The 19,319-nt window shown below is 55.3% G+C and carries 15 protein-coding genes and 4 tRNA genes; all 19 read right to left on the bottom strand.

Annotation, left to right across the window (positions count from 1 at the left end):
- Positions 1–6 precede the first annotated feature (6 nt).
- Entirely contained in the window at positions 7–2,112 is a 2,106-nt protein-coding gene (gene fusA, locus AC1RR7_RS21560; RefSeq protein WP_096823079.1) for an elongation factor G, read from the bottom strand.
- A gap of 30 nt (positions 2,113–2,142) precedes the next feature.
- The gene (gene rpsG / locus AC1RR7_RS21555) at positions 2,143–2,616 is read right to left on the bottom strand and encodes a 30S ribosomal protein S7 (RefSeq protein ID WP_007916467.1); all 474 of its coding nucleotides are present in this window, start codon (positions 2,614–2,616) and stop codon (positions 2,143–2,145) included.
- Positions 2,617–2,724: 108 nt separating this feature from the next.
- Positions 2,725–3,096 carry a 30S ribosomal protein S12 gene (gene rpsL, locus AC1RR7_RS21550; protein WP_003186084.1) on the bottom strand — a complete coding sequence of 124 codons (372 nt, stop codon included), beginning with the start codon at positions 3,094–3,096 and terminating at the stop codon, positions 2,725–2,727.
- 215 nt (positions 3,097–3,311) lie between these two features.
- The gene (gene rpoC / locus AC1RR7_RS21545) at positions 3,312–7,511 is read right to left on the bottom strand and encodes a DNA-directed RNA polymerase subunit beta' (RefSeq protein WP_096823078.1); all 4,200 of its coding nucleotides are present in this window, start codon (positions 7,509–7,511) and stop codon (positions 3,312–3,314) included.
- A gap of 63 nt (positions 7,512–7,574) precedes the next feature.
- Positions 7,575–11,648 (bottom strand): DNA-directed RNA polymerase subunit beta, encoded by a 4,074-nt coding sequence (rpoB, locus tag AC1RR7_RS21540; RefSeq protein WP_096823077.1) that lies wholly within the window; start codon positions 11,646–11,648, stop codon positions 7,575–7,577.
- Positions 11,649–11,868: 220 nt separating this feature from the next.
- Positions 11,869–12,234 carry a 50S ribosomal protein L7/L12 gene (gene rplL / locus AC1RR7_RS21535; protein WP_007962228.1) on the bottom strand — a complete coding sequence of 122 codons (366 nt, stop codon included), beginning with the start codon at positions 12,232–12,234 and terminating at the stop codon, positions 11,869–11,871.
- 74 nt (positions 12,235–12,308) lie between these two features.
- Positions 12,309–12,809, bottom strand: coding sequence for a 50S ribosomal protein L10 (gene rplJ / locus AC1RR7_RS21530; RefSeq protein ID WP_085613345.1), 501 nt, complete (start codon positions 12,807–12,809; stop codon positions 12,309–12,311).
- A gap of 197 nt (positions 12,810–13,006) precedes the next feature.
- Complete coding sequence (rplA, locus tag AC1RR7_RS21525; protein ID WP_003186095.1) at positions 13,007–13,702, bottom strand: 50S ribosomal protein L1; 696 nt, start codon at positions 13,700–13,702, stop codon at positions 13,007–13,009.
- Complete coding sequence (gene rplK / locus AC1RR7_RS21520) at positions 13,702–14,133, bottom strand: 50S ribosomal protein L11 (RefSeq protein WP_003228756.1); 432 nt, start codon at positions 14,131–14,133, stop codon at positions 13,702–13,704. Before rplK ends, rplA begins: the two co-directional genes overlap by 1 nt.
- Positions 14,134–14,250: 117 nt before the next feature.
- Positions 14,251–14,784, bottom strand: coding sequence for a transcription termination/antitermination protein NusG (nusG, locus tag AC1RR7_RS21515; RefSeq protein WP_007957598.1), 534 nt, complete (start codon positions 14,782–14,784; stop codon positions 14,251–14,253).
- A 9-nt stretch (positions 14,785–14,793) separates the two neighbouring features.
- Positions 14,794–15,162 carry a preprotein translocase subunit SecE gene (secE, locus tag AC1RR7_RS21510; protein ID WP_011063783.1) on the bottom strand — a complete coding sequence of 123 codons (369 nt, stop codon included), beginning with the start codon at positions 15,160–15,162 and terminating at the stop codon, positions 14,794–14,796.
- A gap of 45 nt (positions 15,163–15,207) precedes the next feature.
- Positions 15,208–15,283: transfer RNA gene (locus AC1RR7_RS21505), tRNA-Trp, on the bottom strand.
- 53 nt (positions 15,284–15,336) lie between these two features.
- Positions 15,337–16,530 (bottom strand): elongation factor Tu, encoded by a 1,194-nt coding sequence (gene tuf, locus AC1RR7_RS21500; RefSeq protein ID WP_024014521.1) that lies wholly within the window; start codon positions 16,528–16,530, stop codon positions 15,337–15,339.
- Positions 16,531–16,614: 84 nt separating this feature from the next.
- Positions 16,615–16,690 (bottom strand) — tRNA-Thr (locus tag AC1RR7_RS21495).
- Positions 16,691–16,716: 26 nt separating this feature from the next.
- Positions 16,717–16,790: transfer RNA gene (locus tag AC1RR7_RS21490), tRNA-Gly, on the bottom strand.
- Between the two features lie 25 nt (positions 16,791–16,815).
- Positions 16,816–16,900, bottom strand: a tRNA-Tyr gene (locus AC1RR7_RS21485).
- A 143-nt stretch (positions 16,901–17,043) separates the two neighbouring features.
- A complete protein-coding gene (locus AC1RR7_RS21480) occupies positions 17,044–17,469 on the bottom strand; it encodes a hypothetical protein (protein WP_096823090.1) in 426 nt (141 codons plus the stop codon).
- Positions 17,470–17,476: 7 nt separating this feature from the next.
- Entirely contained in the window at positions 17,477–18,226 is a 750-nt protein-coding gene (locus tag AC1RR7_RS21475; protein ID WP_493158401.1) for a pantothenate kinase, read from the bottom strand.
- Entirely contained in the window at positions 18,216–19,169 is a 954-nt protein-coding gene (gene birA / locus AC1RR7_RS21470; protein WP_493066426.1) for a bifunctional biotin--[acetyl-CoA-carboxylase] ligase/biotin operon repressor BirA, read from the bottom strand. The genes AC1RR7_RS21475 and birA overlap by 11 nt, the downstream gene beginning before the upstream one ends.
- Positions 19,170–19,319: the final 150 nt, after the last annotated feature.

The raw sequence follows: 19,319 nt of genomic DNA, 5'->3' as shown, positions 1-19,319 counted from the left end.
GCTGAATCAGCCTTGTTTTTTGGTAACGGATTCGACGATGTGCGACGGAGCCGTATCGTATTTTTTGAATTCCATAGAGTAGCTTGCGCGACCCTGAGACATGGAACGGACGTCGGTCGCATAACCGAACATCTCACCCAGTGGAACCTCGGCACGGATAACCTTGCCGGACACTGTGTCTTCCATACCCTGGATCATGCCGCGACGACGGTTAAGGTCGCCCATCACATCACCCATATAGTCTTCAGGCGTAACAACCTCTACCGCCATGATCGGCTCAAGCAGCTCACCACCGCCCTTCTGGGCCAGTTGCTTGGTCGCCATGGAAGCAGCCACTTTAAACGCCATCTCGTTGGAGTCGACGTCGTGGTAAGAACCATCGAACACGGTAGCCTTCAGGCCGATCAGCGGATAGCCGGCAACAACGCCGTTCTTCATCTGCTCTTCGATACCCTTCTGGATAGCCGGGATGTATTCCTTAGGAACCACACCACCTACTACTTCGTTCACGAATTGCAGACCTTCCTGACCTTCGTCAGCAGGAGCAAAACGGATCCAGCAGTGACCGAACTGACCACGACCACCGGATTGACGAACGAACTTGCCTTCGATTTCGCAGTTCTTCGTGATGCGCTCACGGTACGAAACTTGAGGCTTGCCGATGTTGGCTTCGACGTTGAACTCACGGCGCATCCGGTCAACCAGGATGTCCAGGTGCAGCTCGCCCATGCCGGAGATGATCGTTTGACCAGTCTCTTCATCAGTTTTAACGCGGAAAGACGGGTCTTCCTGAGCAAGCTTGCCCAGAGCGATACCCATTTTTTCCTGGTCATCCTTGGTCTTAGGCTCTACGGCAACCGAAATAACCGGCTCCGGGAAGTCCATGCGAACCAGGATGATTGGCTTGTCAGCGTTGCAGAGGGTTTCACCAGTGGTGACGTCCTTCATGCCGATCAGGGCCGCGATGTCGCCAGCGCGTACTTCCTTGATCTCTTCACGGGCGTTTGCGTGCATTTGCACCATACGACCCACGCGCTCTTTCTTGCCTTTAACCGAGTTGATCACGCCGTCGCCGGAGTTCAACACGCCCGAGTAAACGCGGACGAAGGTCAAGGTACCCACGAATGGGTCGGTAGCGATCTTGAACGCCAAGGCCGCGAACGGCTCGTCGTCGCTTGCGTGACGCTCCATTTCCTCTTCCTCGTTATCAGGGTTGGAACCCTTGATAGCAGGAATGTCGGTCGGAGCAGGCAGGAAGTCGATAACGGCGTCGAGAACCAGGGGAACACCCTTGTTCTTGAAGGAAGAACCGCAAACAGCCAGAACGATTTCGCCGGCGATAGTACGTGCACGCAGAGCAGCCTTGATCTCTTCGATCGACAGCTCTTCGCCTTCCAGGTACTTGTTCATCAGGTCTTCGTTGGCTTCGGCAGCAGCCTCAACCATGTTGTTGCGCCACTCAGCAGCCAGCTCAGCCATGTCCGCAGGAATTTCCTTGCGAACCGGAACCATACCCTTGTCAGAGTCGTTCCAGTAAACGGCTTGCATGTTGATCAGGTCGATCTGGCCCTGGAAGTTGTCTTCCGAACCGATAGCCAGCTGGATCGGCACCGGAGTGTGACCCAGACGCTGTTTGATCTGACCGATCACGCGCAGGAAGTTGGCACCAGCACGGTCCATCTTGTTTACGTAAACAAGACGTGGAACGCCGTATTTGTTGGCCTGACGCCATACGGTTTCCGACTGAGGCTCAACACCCGAAGTACCGCAGAACACAACGACAGCGCCGTCGAGTACGCGCAGGGAACGTTCTACTTCAATGGTGAAGTCTACGTGGCCCGGGGTATCGATTACGTTGAAGCGATGCTCGTGAGCGTACTGCTTCTCGGAACCTTTCCAGAAGGCGGTAATGGCAGCAGAAGTAATGGTAATACCACGCTCCTGCTCCTGAACCATCCAGTCTGTGGTCGCGGCGCCGTCATGCACCTCGCCCATTTTGTGACTTTTGCCAGTGTAAAAAAGGACGCGCTCGGTGGTGGTGGTTTTACCAGCATCCACGTGAGCGACGATACCGATGTTACGGTAGCGACTAATCGGAGTAGTACGAGCCATAAAGCCCTCGCAAAATTAGTGAAGCTAAAATTAGAAGCGGTAGTGCGAGAAAGCTTTGTTAGCTTCGGCCATACGGTGCACGTCTTCACGCTTCTTAACAGCAGCACCTTTACCTTCAGCAGCATCCAGCAGCTCGCCAGCCAAGCGCAGAGCCATAGACTTCTCGCCGCGCTTACGGGCGAAGTCTACCAACCAGCGCATTGCCAGAGCGTTACGACGGGACGGACGAACTTCGACCGGAACCTGGTAAGTAGCACCACCAACGCGGCGCGACTTCACTTCGACCAGCGGAGCGATGGCGTCGAGTGCTTTTTCGAAGAGTTCCAGGGGATCGGTGCCAGCCTTACGGGTCGCAACGGTTTCCAGGGCACCATAAACGATACGCTCGGCAACGGCTTTCTTGCCGCTTTCCATAACGTGGTTCATGAATTTGGCGAGGATTTGGCTTCCGTATTTCGGATCGTCCAGAATCTCACGCTTTGCTGCTACGCGACGTCTTGGCATTGATAAGCCCTCAAACGGTCTTCAGGTTAGCTCGGGACAGATCCAGAGGATGCGCGCCCGACCTTACTCTTATCGACTCAATAAAATGAAAATCTGCAAAACGGCCGATTACTTCGGACGCTTGGTACCGTACTTCGAACGACCTTGGTTACGACCTTTAACACCGGAAGTATCCAGGGAGCCGCGAACGGTGTGGTAACGAACACCTGGCAAGTCTTTTACACGACCGCCGCGGATCAGTACCACGCTGTGCTCTTGCAGGTTGTGGCCTTCACCACCGATGTACGAGGAAACCTCGAAACCGTTGGTCAGACGCACACGGCATACTTTACGCAGTGCCGAGTTAGGTTTTTTCGGCGTAGTGGTGTACACACGGGTGCACACGCCACGACGTTGCGGGCAGTTCTGCAGCGCAGGTACGTCGGATTTCTCGACGATACGCTTACGCGGCTGACGTACCAGCTGGTTGATAGTTGCCATCTACTAGCTCCACTGTTGTCTTGCGACGCTATTGTCTTGCAAGAAAAGCAAAATGGCAGGAACGAATTCCCGCCAAATTTAGGGGATCAAGAGTCTAAAGAGGATCTTGTCCCCAGTCAAGGCAAGGCCCCGACCTCCCCGCTCGTCGAACCTCGACAAATTGTCTCGATTCGATGAACGGTTCGATCAGGGCCTTAGCTCATTTTTCGCAGAACTCAGTTACCGCTCGAGTTCAGCGCTTCGGTCAGTGCAGCTTCCACTTCACTGGCGCTTACGCGCAACGGTTTGTCTGCATCACGGCGACGTTTACGCTCGCTGTGATAAGCCAGACCGGTACCAGCCGGGATCAGACGACCCACGACCACGTTTTCTTTCAGGCCGCGCAGGTAATCGCGCTTGCCGGTTACGGCCGCTTCGGTCAGTACGCGGGTGGTTTCCTGGAAGGAAGCCGCGGAGATGAACGATTCGGTCGACAACGACGCCTTGGTGATACCCAGCAGAACGCGGGTGAACTTGGAGACAAATTTGTCTTCCGCGTTCAGACGCTCGTTCTCTACCAGTACGTGAGTCAGTTCCATCTGGTCGCCCTTGATGAAGCTGGAGTCGCCGGACTCGGAGATCTCAACTTTACGCAGCATCTGACGCAGGATGGTCTCGATGTGCTTGTCGTTGATCTTCACGCCTTGCAGACGGTAAACGTCCTGGATCTCGTTAACGATGTACTTGGCCAGCGCGCTCACACCCAGCAGACGCAGGATGTCGTGCGGATCGCTCGGGCCGTCGGAGATAACTTCGCCGCGGTTTACCTGTTCGCCTTCGAACACGTTCAGGTGACGCCACTTCGGAATCAGCTCTTCATACGGATCGCTACCGTCGTTCGGAGTGATGACCAGACGGCGCTTGCCCTTGGTCTCTTTACCGAACGCGATGGTGCCGCTGACTTCAGCCAGAATCGACGCTTCTTTCGGACGACGGGCTTCGAACAGGTCGGCAACACGCGGCAGACCACCGGTGATGTCACGGGTTTTCGAAGTTTCTTGCGGGATACGAGCGATAACGTCACCGATCGCAATCTTCGCACCGTCCGCAACACCGACCAGGGCGTTGGCTGGCAGGAAGTACTGAGCGATAACGTCAGTGCCTGGCAGCAACAGATCCTTGCCGTTGTCATCGACCATCTTCACCGCAGGACGGATGTCCTTGCCGGCAGCCGGACGGTCTTTGGCATCGAGTACTTCAATGTTGGTCATACCGGTCAATTCGTCAGTCTGACGCTTGATCGTGATGCCTTCTTCCATGCCCACGTAGGTCACGGTACCTTTCATTTCGGTAACGATCGGGTGAGTGTGCGGATCCCACTTGGCCACGATTGCGCCAGCGTCGACCTTGTCACCTTCTTTAACCGAAATCACAGCACCGTACGGCAGCTTGTAACGCTCGCGCTCACGACCGAAGTCATCAGCGATTGCCAGCTCACCGGAACGGGACACAGCAACCAGGTTGCCATCCACACGCTCAACGTGTTTCAGGTTGTGCAGACGGACGGTACCGCCATTCTTCACCTGAACGCTGTCGGCTGCGGAAGTACGGCTTGCCGCACCACCGATGTGGAACGTACGCATCGTCAGCTGGGTACCCGGCTCACCGATGGACTGGGCAGCGATAACGCCGACCGCTTCACCGATGTTCACCTGGTGACCACGAGCCAGGTCACGGCCGTAGCACTTGGCGCAAATGCCATAGCGGGTTTCGCAGCTGATCGGCGAACGCACGATCACTTCGTCGATGCTGTTCAGCTCGATGAACTCGACCCACTTCTCGTCTACCAGGGTGCCAGCAGGAACGATGACGTCCTCGGTACCCGGCTTGAATACGTCACGGGCGATAACACGACCCAATACGCGCTCACCCAACGGCTCTACAACGTCACCGCCTTCAATGTGCGGAGTCATCAGCAGACCGTGTTCGGTGCCGCAATCGATCTCGGTTACAACCAGATCCTGCGCAACGTCTACCAGACGACGAGTCAGGTAACCGGAGTTCGCAGTTTTCAACGCGGTATCCGCCAGACCTTTACGAGCACCGTGAGTGGAGATGAAGTACTGAAGTACGCTCAAACCTTCACGGAAGTTCGCAGTAATCGGCGTTTCAATGATGGAACCGTCCGGCTTGGCCATCAGACCACGCATACCGGCCAACTGACGGATCTGTGCTGCGGAACCCCGCGCACCCGAGTCAGCCATCATGTACATCGAGTTGAACGACTCTTGATCGACTTCGACGCCGTGACGGTCGATGACTTTCTCTTTCGAGAGGTTGGCCATCATCGCCTTGGAGACTTCGTCGTTCGCTTTCGACCAAAGGTCGATCACTTTGTTGTACTTCTCGCCCTGGGTTACCAGGCCGGAGGCGTACTGGCTCTCGATCTCTTTCACTTCGTCGGTGGCTGCACCGATGATGCGGGCTTTTTCATCCGGGATAACGAAGTCGTTAACACCGATGGAAACGCCGGAGATGGTCGAGTAGGCAAAACCGGTGTACATCAACTGGTCAGCGAAGATCACGGTCTCTTTCAGACCAACCACGCGGTAGCACTGGTTGATCAGCTTGGAGATCGCCTTTTTCTTCATCGGCAGGTTGACGACGTCGAACGACAGACCTTTTGGCACAACCTGGAACAGCAGCGCACGGCCGACAGTGGTGTCGACGATACGGGTACCGCTCACGCTGTTGCCGTCACGATCGTTCACGGTTTCGTTGATACGAACCTTGATCTTGGCGTGCAGCGCGGCTTCGCCGGCACGGAACACACGGTCAACTTCCTGCAGATCCGCGAACACACGACCTTCGCCCTTGGCGTTGATCGCTTCACGAGTCATGTAGTACAGACCCAATACAACGTCCTGCGACGGAACGATGATTGGCTCACCGTTGGCTGGCGACAGAATGTTGTTGGTCGACATCATCAACGCACGCGCTTCGAGCTGGGCTTCCAGCGTCAGCGGTACGTGCACGGCCATTTGGTCGCCGTCGAAGTCGGCGTTGTACGCGGCGCAGACCAGCGGGTGCAGCTGGATAGCCTTACCTTCGATCAGTACCGGCTCAAACGCCTGGATACCCAGACGGTGAAGGGTCGGTGCACGGTTGAGAAGAACCGGGTGTTCGCGAATCACTTCAGCGAGAACGTCCCAAACTTCCGGCAGCTCGCGCTCGACCATTTTCTTGGCCGCTTTGATGGTGGTCGCCAGACCACGCATTTCCAGCTTGCCGAAAATGAACGGTTTGAACAGCTCGAGAGCCATCTTCTTCGGCAGACCGCACTGATGCAGACGCAGGGTCGGGCCTACGGTAATTACCGAACGACCGGAGTAGTCAACACGCTTACCGAGCAAGTTCTGACGGAAACGACCTTGCTTACCCTTGATCATGTCAGCCAGGGATTTCAGAGGACGCTTGTTCGAACCGGTGATAGCGCGGCCACGACGACCGTTGTCAAGCAGTGCGTCGACAGCTTCCTGCAACATACGCTTTTCGTTGCGCACGATGATGTCCGGAGCGGACAGATCCAGCAGGCGCTTCAAACGGTTGTTACGGTTGATCACTCGACGATACAGATCGTTGAGGTCGGAAGTCGCGAAACGACCGCCATCCAGCGGAACCAGTGGACGCAGGTCTGGCGGCAGAACCGGCAGAACGGTCAGCACCATCCACTCTGGCAGGTTGCCGGAACCCTGGAAGGCTTCCATCAACTTCAGACGCTTGGACAGCTTCTTGATCTTGGTTTCGGAGTTGGTTTGCGGAATCTCTTCACGCAGACGGCCGATCTCGTGTTCCAGGTCGATAGCGTGCAGCAGTTCACGGACAGCTTCAGCACCCATGCGGGCGTCGAAGTCATCACCGAACTCTTCCAGCGCTTCGAAGTACTGCTCATCGTTCAGCAGCTGACCTTTTTCAAGAGTGGTCATGCCCGGATCGATAACGACATAGCTCTCGAAGTAGAGAACGCGTTCGATATCACGCAGGGTCATGTCCATCAGCAGGCCGATACGGGACGGCAGCGATTTCAGGAACCAGATATGGGCAACCGGCGAAGCCAGCTCGATGTGCGCCATGCGCTCTCGACGAACCTTGGCCAGTGCAACTTCAACGCCGCACTTCTCGCAGATCACACCACGATGCTTCAAGCGCTTGTACTTACCGCACAGGCACTCGTAATCCTTTACCGGGCCAAAGATCTTGGCGCAGAACAGACCGTCACGCTCGGGTTTGAACGTACGGTAGTTGATGGTTTCCGGCTTTTTAACTTCACCGAACGACCACGAGCGGATCATCTCAGGCGAGGCCAATCCGATACGGATGGCGTCGAACTCTTCGACTTGACCCTGGTTTTTCAGCAAATTCAGTAGGTCTTTCAAGGCCTTTCCTCCTGGCGGAGCAGAGAGCGGGCAATCCTGCCCCGCTCTCGATCGCGTCACGTGTTATTCGGTTTCCAGATCGATATCGATGCCGAGGGAACGAATTTCCTTGATCAACACGTTGAAGGACTCGGGCATGCCCGGCTCCATACGGTGATCGCCGTCCACGATGTTTTTGTACATCTTGGTCCGGCCGTTCACATCGTCCGACTTCACTGTGAGCATTTCTTGCAGAGTGTAAGCAGCACCGTATGCTTCCAGTGCCCAGACCTCCATCTCCCCGAAACGCTGACCACCGAACTGTGCCTTACCACCCAGCGGCTGCTGGGTAACCAGGCTGTACGAACCGGTAGAACGCGCGTGCATCTTGTCGTCTACCAAGTGGTTCAGCTTCAGCATGTACATGTAGCCAACGGTAACTGGACGCTCGAACTTGTTGCCGGTACGGCCGTCGGTCAGCTGCATCTGGCCGCTTTCTGGCAGGTCCGCCAGTTTCAGCATGGCCTTGATTTCGCTTTCCTTGGCACCGTCGAACACTGGAGTGGCCATTGGAACGCCGCCACGCAGGTTCTTCGCCAGATCCAGGATTTCCTGATCGGAGAAGCTGTCCAGATCTTCGTTACGACCGCCGATCTGGTTGTAGATCTCGTCCAGGAAGGTACGCAATTCAGCGACTTTACGCTGCTCTTCGACCATCCGGTTGATCTTCTCGCCCAGGCCTTTGGCCGCGAGGCCCAGGTGGGTTTCAAGGATCTGACCAACGTTCATACGCGAAGGTACGCCCAGCGGGTTGAGGACCACGTCGACCGGTGTGCCATTGGCATCGTGCGGCATGTCTTCAACCGGCATGATCACGGAGACCACACCTTTGTTACCGTGACGACCGGCCATCTTGTCGCCCGGCTGGATGCGACGACGGATTGCCAGGTAAACCTTGACGATCTTCAGCACGCCTGGAGCCAGGTCATCGCCCTGCTGCAGTTTGCGCTTCTTGTCTTCGAACTTGTCGTCCAGCAGACGGCGACGATCAACGATGTAGGCCTGAGCCTTCTCGAGCTGCTCGTTCAGAGCATCTTCAGCCATGCGCAGTTTGAACCACTGACCATGCTCAAGACCGTCGAGTACTTCGTCGGTGATGTCCTGACCTTTCTTCAGGCCCGCGCCGCCTTCAGCCTTGTGGCCTACCAGAGCGGAACGCAGACGTTCGAAGGTCGCGCCTTCAACGATGCGGAACTCTTCGTTCAGATCCTTGCGGATCTCGTCCAACTGGGTCTTCTCGATCGACAGGGCACGAGCATCACGCTCAACGCCGTCACGAGTGAAGACCTGCACGTCGATGACAGTACCTTTGGTACCGGTAGGTACACGCAGGGAAGTGTCTTTAACGTCGCTGGCTTTTTCACCGAAGATCGCACGCAGCAGTTTTTCTTCCGGAGTAAGTTGGGTCTCGCCTTTCGGAGTGACCTTACCTACCAGGATGTCGCCTGCGCCAACTTCAGCACCTACGTAAACGATACCGGCTTCGTCCAGCTTGTTCAGTGCAGCTTCACCCACGTTCGGGATGTCCGCAGTGATTTCCTCTGGGCCAAGCTTGGTGTCACGAGCCACGCAGGTCAGTTCCTGGATGTGGATCGTGGTGAAGCGGTCTTCCTGAACCACACGCTCGGACAGGCAGATGGAGTCTTCGAAGTTGAAGCCGTTCCATGCCATGAACGCGATGCGCATGTTCTGACCCAGTGCCAGTTCACCCATATCGGTGGACGGGCCGTCGGCCATGATGTCGCTACGCTGAACGCGATCACCTTTGCTCACCAGCGGACGCTGGTTGATGCAGGTGTTCTGGTTCGAGCGGGTGTACTTGGTCAGGTTGTAGATGTCGACACCAGCTTCGCCGGTTTCAACTTCGTCATCGGCAACACGAACCACGATACGGCTGGCATCAACGGAGTCGATCACGCCGCCACGACGAGCCACGACGCAAACGCCGGAGTCGCGAGCCACGTTACGCTCCATGCCGGTACCTACCAGCGGCTTGTCAGCACGCAGGGTTGGTACAGCTTGACGCTGCATGTTCGAACCCATCAACGCACGGTTGGCGTCGTCGTGCTCGAGGAACGGAATCAGCGACGCTGCAACCGAAACTACCTGCTTCGGCGAAACGTCCATCAAGGTGACTTCTTCAGGCGCCTTGACGGTGAACTCGTTCAGGTGACGTACGGCTACCAGTTCGTCGATCAGGACTTTCTGGTCGTTCATGGTCGCCGAAGCCTGCGCGATCACGTGATCGGCTTCTTCAATAGCGGACAGGAACACGATCTCGTCGGTAACCACACCCTCTTTCACCACACGGTACGGGCTCTCGAGGAAGCCGTACTGGTTGGTGCGAGCGTAAGCAGCCAGGGAGTTGATCAGACCGATGTTCGGACCTTCCGGCGTTTCAATCGGGCAGACACGACCGTAGTGAGTCGGGTGTACGTCACGAACTTCGAAGCCCGCGCGCTCACGAGTCAGACCGCCAGGGCCGAGTGCAGAAACACGACGCTTGTGGGTAATCTCGGACAGCGGGTTGTTCTGGTCCATGAACTGCGAGAGCTGGCTGGAACCGAAGAACTCCTTCACCGCCGCAGCCACAGGCTTGGCGTTGATCAGGTCTTGCGGCATCAGGCCTTCGCTTTCGGCCATCGACAGACGCTCTTTGACCGCACGCTCAACACGTACCAGGCCAACGCGGAACTGGTTCTCGGCCATTTCGCCTACGCAGCGAACACGACGGTTACCCAGGTGGTCGATGTCGTCGACGATGCCTTTACCGTTACGGATGTCGACCAGAGTCTTCAGTACCGCGACGATGTCTTCCTTGCACAGCACGCCCGAACCTTCGATCTCGGTACGACCGATACGACGGTTGAACTTCATCCGGCCGACCGCAGACAGGTCATAACGCTCAGGGCTGAAGAACAGGTTGTTGAACAGGGTTTCGGCAGCGTCTTTGGTTGGCGGCTCGCCTGGACGCATCATGCGATAGATTTCGACCAGCGCTTCCAATTGGTTGCTGGTGGAGTCGATCTTCAGAGTGTCGGAGACGAACGGACCGCAGTCGATGTCGTTGGTGTACAGCGTTTCGATGCGAACGACGCCGGCCTTGGCGATTTTCGCCAGGACTTCAGTCGACAGCTCGGTGTTGCACTCTGCCAGGATTTCGCCGGTAGCCGGATGCACGATGACCTTGGCGGTGGTGCGACCCAGGACGTAGTCCAGAGGCACGTCCAGCTCTTTGATCCCGGCTTTTTCCAGCTGGTTGATGTGACGGGCAGTGATACGACGACCCTGCTCGACAATTACCTTGCCTTTGTCGTCCTGGATGTCGAGGACTGCAACTTCACCACGCAGGCGCTGAGGCACCAGTTCCAGGCTCAGGGTTTCGCCCTTAACGTGGAATACGTTGGTGGTGTAGAACGCGTCCAGTACTTCTTCGGTGGTATAGCCGAGCGCGCGCAGCAAAACCGAGGCCGGCAGCTTGCGACGACGGTCGATACGTACGAATACGCAGTCCTTCGGGTCGAACTCGAAGTCCAGCCACGAACCGCGGTAAGGAATGATGCGCGCGGAGTACAGCAGTTTGCCGGAGCTGTGCGTCTTGCCACGGTCGTGGTCGAAGAACACGCCCGGGGAGCGGTGCAACTGGGAAACGATTACACGCTCGGTACCGTTGATTACGAAGGTACCGTTCTCAGTCATCAGGGGGATTTCACCCATGTAGACTTCTTGCTCTTTGATGTCCTTGATCGCTTTGTTCGACGACTCTTTGTCGAAAATGATCAGGCGCACTTTTACCCGCAAAGGTACGGCGAAAGTTACACCGCGCAATACGCATTCTTTGACATCAAATGCCGGTTCGCCCAGGCGATAACCGACGTACTCCAGCGCAGCATTGCCGGAGTAGCTGATGATCGGGAAAACGGATTTGAAGGCCGCATGCAGGCCCACGTCGCGGAACTGATCTTTAGTCGCTCCCGCTTGCAAGAATTCACGATACGAATCCAGCTGGATGGCCAGGAGGTAAGGCACATCCATGACGTCCGGCAACTTGCTAAAGTCCTTGCGGATACGTTTTTTCTCAGTATATGAGTAAGCCATCAGCGTTCCCCAGCTTGGTCACCTGCTTGTTTGGCCCCTCCCGACGGGAGCAGCCAGAAAATCGTGCAAACCCCATGGTTTGCGCCACCGCATCGGGTGGTTACAGCTCGTTATCAGCACCGACCCAGTCGGCTGCCAATAACGGAAAAAGGCCGGTGGCAAGAGCCACCAGCCATCAGCCTGTCGCTTGACGCTCGGGCTGGAGGAGCAAAGTCGATACTTATTTCAGCTCGACTTTAGCGCCTGCTTCTTCCAGCTTCTTCTTGGCGTCTTCAGCAGCTTCTTTCGAAACGCCTTCAGCTACAACCTGAGGAGCGCCGTCTACTTTCTCTTTGGCTTCTTTCAGGCCCAGACCGGTCAGTTCACGAACTGCCTTGATCACGTTAACCTTCTTCTCGCCAGCTTCCAGCAGAACAACGTTGAACTCGGTTTGCTCTTCAACAGCAGCAGCAGCTACAGCTGGGCCAGCCGAAGCAGCAGCAGCGGTAACACCGAAGGTTTCTTCCATCGCTTTGATCAGCTCAACGATTTCCACTACGGATTTCTGGCCGATTGCTTCGATGATTTGTTCGTTAGTCAGAGACATGACTCAATTCCTGAATTGGGGGACGGCCTACGCGACCATCGAAATAAACAAAAAACGCGAGAAGCTGACGAGCCTTAGGCTGCAGCGGCTTCTTTCTGGTCGCGAATTGCCGCCAGAGTACGAGCCAATTTGCTGGTAGCGCCTTGAATCACGCTCATCAGCTGGGAAATTGCTTCGTCACGGGTCGGCAGAGTTGCCAGAACGTCGATCTGATTAGCTGCGAGGAACTTGCCCTCGAACGCAGCTGCCTTGATCTCGAACTTGTCCTGACCCTTCGAAAACTCTTTGAAAATACGAGCAGCAGCGCCCGGATGTTCGTTCGAGAATGCGATCAGGGTCGGGCCGGTGAACACGTCGTTGAGGACACTGTATTGAGTGTCAGCAACAGCGCGCTTGAGCAGGGTGTTACGTACAACACGTACGTAAACGCCAGCTTCACGAGCCTCTTTACGGAGTCCGGTCATTGCGCCTACTGTTACGCCACGGGCATCAACCACGACAGCGGACAGAGCGACTTTGGCAGCCTCGTTGACTTCAGCGACGATGGCCTTCTTGTCTTCGAGATTAATTGCCACGGGTTTAACTCCTGCTTGTTACCGTTTCACTCGATCGAAACCGAATGTCGTTTTGGTGTCTGATTCGGTAAGGAACCGGGAGCACCATCTGCGTAGGCTTGAGGTTTAAGACTTGCGCCGCCTACGGTCTTGGATAGCCCCCGCCAGGCAGGGACCCCAATCTTTCGATTGGCACGACAACTCGTGCCAATTTTGTCTTACGCGTCCAGCGAGCTCTGGTCGATAACCAGACCTGGGCCCATAGTGGTGCTCAGGGTAACGCGCTTGACGTAGATACCTTTCGAGGAAGCTGGCTTGATACGCTTCAGATCAGCGATCAGGGCTTCAACGTTTTCCTTCAGCTTGACGGCATCGAAGCCGATCTTGCCAACGGAAGTGTGGATGATGCCGTTTTTGTCGGTGCGATAACGAACCTGACCAGCCTTGGCGTTTTTAACCGCGGTGGCTACGTCTGGAGTTACGGTGCCGACTTTCGGGTTAGGCATCAGGCCACGTGGACCGAGGATCTGACCCAGTTGACCTACAACGCGCATGGCATCCGGGGATGCGATCACTACGTCATAGTTCAGGTCGCCGCCTTTCATTTCGGCAGCCAGGTCGTCCATACCTACACGGTCAGCGCCGGCAGCCAGAGCGGCTTCAGCAGCTGGACCCTGGGTGAACACAGCAACGCGAACGGTCTTGCCAGTGCCGTGTGGCAGCACAGTAGCGCTACGAACGACCTGATCGGATTTACGCGGGTCTACGCCCAGGTTTACAGCAACGTCAAACGACTCGCTGAACTTGACAGTCGACAGCTCGGCCAGCAGTGCAGCGGCGTCTACAAAGTTGTAGGCCTTGCCTGCTTCGATTTTGCCGGCGATAGCCTTTTGACGCTTGGTCAGCTTAGCCATTACACACCCTCCACGTTAAGGCCCATGCTACGAGCAGAACCGGCGATAGTACGCACGGCTGCATCCATATCAGCTGCAGTCAGATCCGCGTTTTTGGTTTTCGCGATTTCTTCCAGCTGAGCACGGGTAACAGTGCCAACCTTAACGGTGTTCGGACGAGCGGAACCGCTGGTCAGACCGGCCGCCTTCTTCAGCAGAACCGAAGCAGGGGTGGATTTGGTTTCGAAAGTGAAGCTACGGTCGCTGTAGACAGTGATGATCACTGGAGTCGGCAGACCAGCTTCCAGGCCCTGGGTACGGGCGTTGAAAGCTTTGCAGAATTCCATGATGTTCACGCCGTGCTGACCCAGAGCAGGACCAACAGGTGGACTTGGGTTAGCCTGAGCGGCCTTCACTTGCAGCTTGATGTAAGCGGTAATCTTCTTGGCCATGAGGCACTCCAATTACGGGTTCGATCGCCTCGAAAGGCTCCCCGGTTACTTGCGCGTTTATCCCAGTGACGACAAAACCCCACAGCCTAGGGCTGCGGGGTTGGGATGCTTGTCCAGTTAGACCTTTTCGACCTGACTGAACTCCAACTCTACCGGAGTAGAGCGACCGAAAATGAGCACCGCCACTTGGATCCGGCTCTTTTCGTAGTTAACTTCTTCAACAACACCGTTAAAGTCAGCGAAAGGACCGTCATTGACACGAACGGTTTCACCTGGCTCGAACAATGTCTTCGGCTTCGGCTTGTCGCTACCGTCAGCAACGCGACGCAGGATCGCCTCTGCTTCTTTATCAGTGATTGGTGCAGGCTTATCAGCAGTACCGCCGATAAAACCCATCACCCGAGGAGTATCCTTGACCAAGTGCCAAGTACCCTCGTTCATATCCATCTGGACCAGCACATAGCCAGGGAAGAACTTACGTTCGCTTTTGCGCTTCTGGCCATTACGCATTTCAACCACTTCTTCAGTGGGAACCAGAATTTCGCCGAAGCCATCTTCCATGCCAGCCAGCTTTACACGCTCGATCAGCGAGCGCATTACATGCTTCTCGTAACCCGAATAAGCATGCACAACGTACCAACGCTTAGCCACGGGACACCCTTAGCCGACAATCAAGGAAACAAGCCAGCCGAGCAGGGAATCAAGCCCCCACAACAGCAACGCCATAACCAGAACAACAGCCACAACAATCAACGTGGTCTGCGTGGTTTCTTGGCGAGTTGGCCATACGACTTTACGAATCTCGGTGCGAGCTTCCTTAACCAGTACAAAGAAAGACTTGCCCTTGGCAGTCTGCAGGCCTACAAAGGCAGCTACAGCAGCAATGACAAGCAATGCGAGTACGCGGTACAGGATCGGCGAAGCAGAGTAATACTGATTGCCTACAACGCCAACAATCACCAAAGCGACCACTACAAGCCACTTAAGCAGATCGAAGCGAGAGCCTTGAGCTTCAGCCTTAGGAGTCATCTATGAAGATCCTGTGAAAAGAAAGCCAGACACACCGAGTGAATCTGGCAGGTCAGGAGGGAATCGAACCCCCAACCTACGGTTTTGGAGACCGTCGCTCTGCCAATTGAGCTACTGACCTAAAACAAAATCAGGCCGACCATTATGCCGGCCCGAAAAATACATTACAACTACTTACTCGATGATTTTGGCTACGACGCCAGCGCCGACGGTACGACCGCCTTCACGGATAGCGAAACGCAGACCGTCTTCCATCGCGATGGTTTTGATCAGGGTAACAGTCATCTGAATGTTGTCACCTGGCATTACCATTTCAACGCCTTCTGGCAGCTCGCAGTTACCAGTCACGTCAGTAGTACGGAAGTAGAACTGTGGACGGTAGCCTTTGAAGAACGGAGTGTGACGACCGCCTTCTTCCTTGCTCAGAACGTAAACTTCTGCGGTGAACTTGGTGTGCGGCTTAACCGAACCCGGCTTAACCAGAACCTGACCACGCTCAACGTCGTCACGCTTGGTGCCACGCAGCAGAACGCCGCAGTTCTCGCCAGCACGACCTTCGTCCAGCAGCTTGCGGAACATCTCAACACCGGTGCAGGTGGTGGTGGTGGTATCACGCAGACCAACGATTTCCAGAGCATCTTGAACGCGAACGATACCGCGCTCGATACGACCAGTCACAACAGTACCGCGACCCGAGATCGAGAATACGTCTTCGATTGGCATCAGGAATGGCTTGTCGATCATACGAACTGGCTCAGGGATGTAGGTATCCAGAGTTTCAACCAGTTTACGAACGGCAGTGGTGCCCATTTCGTTGTCGTCTTTGCCTTCCAGCGCCATACGAGCCGAACCGATGATGATCGGAGTGTCGTCGCCTGGGAAGTCGTAGGTCGACAGCAGGTCGCGAACTTCCATCTCAACCAGTTCCAGCAGCTCAGCGTCGTCTACCAGGTCAGCCTTGTTCAGGAAAACCACGATGTACGGAACGCCTACCTGACGGGACAGCAGGATGTGCTCACGGGTTTGTGGCATCGGACCATCAGCGGCCGAGCAAACCAGGATCGCGCCGTCCATCTGGGCAGCACCGGTGATCATGTTCTTCACGTAGTCAGCGTGACCTGGGCAGTCAACGTGAGCGTAGTGACGAATAGTCGAGTTGTACTCAACGTGCGCGGTGTTGATGGTGATACCACGAGCTTTTTCTTCTGGAGCGCTGTCGATCTTGTCGAATTCAACTACGGCCGAACCGAAAACTTCGGAGCAGACGCGAGTCAGAGCAGCGGTCAGAGTGGTTTTACCGTGGTCAACGTGACCGATAGTTCCGACGTTGACGTGCGGTAGGGAACGATCAAATTTTTCCTTAGCCATCGATATCACCCCTCACAGAAGAAATAAGCAAACAACCCTAGCCATTAAAACAAAGGCAGATATTTTCATATCTGCCTTGTTATATGGAGCTCTTGAGCGGATTTGAACCGCTGACCTCACCCTTACCAAGGGTGTGCTCTACCAACTGAGCTACAAGAGCGTAACACTTTGCACAACCTGCAAACTTGGAGCGGGTAGCGGGAATCGAACCCGCATCATCAGCTTGGAAGGCTGAGGTTCTACCACTAAACTATACCCGCGGAGCCTGCAGCTCACGCTAAAATCTGGTGGAGGGAGAAGGATTCGAACCTTCGAAGTCGTAGACGTCAGATTTACAGTCTGATCCCTTTGGCCGCTCGGGAACCCCTCCTAATCAGGCCGGCATTCTATACTATGCCAAACCCTTGTCAAGCATTTTCTCATTTAAAAACCTGAGGTTAGCTGCTTTGACATCGCCCTACCGCTTCAACCTTTTCAGGTCTTCGCTGTGGAGCGGGCGCCATTCTATGCAAACTATTCCGCAGGTGCAACCCCCTCGCACAGCATTATTTTGTGTTTTAACTCATTGAATTCCTTGGAAAGGTTTTGCAACTGAGTATCGCCCAGGAAACGCTGGGTTTCAGGCGTGATTCGGAACCAATATGCATTGCTGGAAAGGTCTTTCGGCAAGGGCTGAGCTTTCGCACCAAGCTCACTCAGGCGCTGTTCCAGTGCCTGCGCAGTTTCAGGACGACCCGAACCACCTATATATAGACACTGCCCATCAGCCTTCGCACCTCGCGAGGCATCACCAGCCTCACTCAGCAAACGGATATCCTGCTGCGAACCACGATAAAGACTGAGAGGCGTGACGTCCTTTGCACGCAATGGAGCCTCCTGCTGATGCCAGACGTAATAAAACACATTGAGTACCAGAAGCAGGAGAAACAACCAACGCATACAAACCTCAGGACAAAGGACATGCCATAGCCAAACCTACGAACACCAAATCGGAAACGACCCGAGCCTCAGGCACGACATCCGACACCAACTCGGCATCACCACCTGTGATGAAGACACTGAAGCTTTCACCCCAGTAGGAGCGCGCCATCTCCAACTGCGTCAATACGAATCCTCTGAGCATCAACGAACAGCCACGCTCCACTGCCTCGACCGTATTGCGCCCAGGAGCGTGACTCGCCAATGCCCGTTCCGCCGCCAGATCGCCATAGCGAATCTTTCGAGTATGCGTACGCAATTGATTGCGCATTAGCGGCATACCAGGACCAATGAAGCCTCCCAGGTGCTCACCATCCGACGAGATGAAATCAGCAGTCACCGCTGTCCCGAAATCGAGAACCAGGCAAGCCCCACCAGCCAGATGAAAACCACCGAGCATCGCCAGCCAACGATCAAGGCCTAAACGCTCGTAGTCTTCGTAACCATTTTTGACGCCGGACATTTCGCGAGCAGGTGTCGCACAGACAACGGAAATATCGAACTCACGCTTGAGAAAACCAATCAGCAAATTGGTCTCATCTTCAGTTCTCACACTGACAAGGCGGCATTTGCCGAGAGACAATTTATCGAGCGAACGAAGGCCGCTGACCAATGCCTCATCGGAGTCGACCACCCCTTCCGCGACCAGGGCACCTGCCTCGGCATCCAGCACCCGCCACTTGATAAAACTGTTTCCGCAATCAAGCTCAAGAATCATCACGCAACCTCAAGCTGAGCTCACCACCACTAAAGACTTTCTCCACGCCATCCACCTTCAGCCGTAGCGCACCTTGATTATCGATCCCCAGCACCACGCCATCTATCTGATTGACACCCGCCGTGAGAGAAACCGGCAGTCCCTGCCATAAGTGATTCGCTTCCCACTCCGCCTGAAGCGCAGAGAAACCTCCTGATTGATGACGCTGCAGATAAAGCTGCAACTGTTTGCTCAGCTCAACCACCAGAACATTGCGATCACAAGTTTTTCCCGACTCGAGCCGTATCGAGGTCCATTGCTGATCAACCTCGTCAGTGGCCTGCATGTTCACGTTAATGCCAACACCCAGCACTACATGACACACGTCTGCCGGATCTCCGACCAGTTCCAGCAAGATCCCGGCGATTTTTTTGCGCCCAGCCAAAACGTCATTGGGCCACTTCAGCCCCGCACCCGACACCCCAAGCGCACGGAGGGTTTGCATGACCGCGAGACCGACAACAAGACTTAGTCCTTCAAGTTGACGCATCCCACCATCAATACGCAATACGAGACTGTAATAGAGGTTCTCGGCAAACGGACTTACCCATTTGCGACCTCTACGACCACGTCCGGATATTTGTCGCTCAGCCAGTACCAGAAAGGGCGCCATTTGACCCCGGTCAACGGCACGCAACGATTCTGCGTTAGTAGAGTCGATGGAGTCGAAGACACTCACAGGCCAGCCGGCAAGACTTTCCTCTATCTTGAGCGAGTCAAGCAACTCCAGTGGCGAGGCCAACTGGTAGCCCCGCCCCCGGACTTTATGTATGGATAGCCCAAGCTCAGCCTCCAGGTGTTGAAGCTGCTTCCACACTGCACTTCGACTAATTCCCAGGGCAACTCCCAGAGCCTGACCGGAATGGAATCGCCCATCCTTCAGAAGGTTCAACAACGTCAGCATGCAGGTCTCGCCTCGGAATGAGGCCCGAATAATAGCCATGCACCGAGCTGTTGCATAGAATTCAAACAACCCGCTTTCCTGCGGGCAAAACAAAACCCCAACTGCTTTCGCAATTGGGGTTTCGGAATTTAATCTTGACGATGACCTACT

It is taken from the genome of Pseudomonas sp. GW821-FHT11G12 (genome assembly GCF_058808055.1).
This window is presented reverse-complemented; position numbering and strand designations above follow the sequence as displayed.

Excerpts from the sequence above, each read along its gene's own strand:
- rpoB (WP_096823077.1), bottom strand. The coding sequence starts at position 11,648 with ATGGCTTACTCATATACTGAGAAAAAACGTATCCGCAAGGACTTTAGC.
- rplK (WP_003228756.1), bottom strand. The coding sequence starts at position 14,133 with ATGGCCAAGAAGATTACCGCTTACATCAAGCTGCAAGTGAAGGCCGCT.
- AC1RR7_RS21480 (WP_096823090.1), bottom strand. The coding sequence starts at position 17,469 with ATGCGTTGGTTGTTTCTCCTGCTTCTGGTACTCAATGTGTTTTATTAC.
- rplL (WP_007962228.1), bottom strand. The coding sequence starts at position 12,234 with ATGTCTCTGACTAACGAACAAATCATCGAAGCAATCGGCCAGAAATCC.
- rpsL (WP_003186084.1), bottom strand. The coding sequence starts at position 3,096 with ATGGCAACTATCAACCAGCTGGTACGTCAGCCGCGTAAGCGTATCGTC.
- secE (WP_011063783.1), bottom strand. The coding sequence starts at position 15,162 with ATGACTCCTAAGGCTGAAGCTCAAGGCTCTCGCTTCGATCTGCTTAAG.
- tuf (WP_024014521.1), bottom strand. The coding sequence starts at position 16,530 with ATGGCTAAGGAAAAATTTGATCGTTCCCTACCGCACGTCAACGTCGGA.
- AC1RR7_RS21475 (WP_493158401.1), bottom strand. The coding sequence starts at position 18,226 with ATGATTCTTGAGCTTGATTGCGGAAACAGTTTTATCAAGTGGCGGGTG.
- birA (WP_493066426.1), bottom strand. The coding sequence starts at position 19,169 with ATGCTGACGTTGTTGAACCTTCTGAAGGATGGGCGATTCCATTCCGGT.
- fusA (WP_096823079.1), bottom strand. The coding sequence starts at position 2,112 with ATGGCTCGTACTACTCCGATTAGTCGCTACCGTAACATCGGTATCGTC.
- rplA (WP_003186095.1), bottom strand. The coding sequence starts at position 13,702 with ATGGCTAAGCTGACCAAGCGTCAAAAGGCTATCGCCGGCAAAATCGAA.
- rpsG (WP_007916467.1), bottom strand. The coding sequence starts at position 2,616 with ATGCCAAGACGTCGCGTAGCAGCAAAGCGTGAGATTCTGGACGATCCG.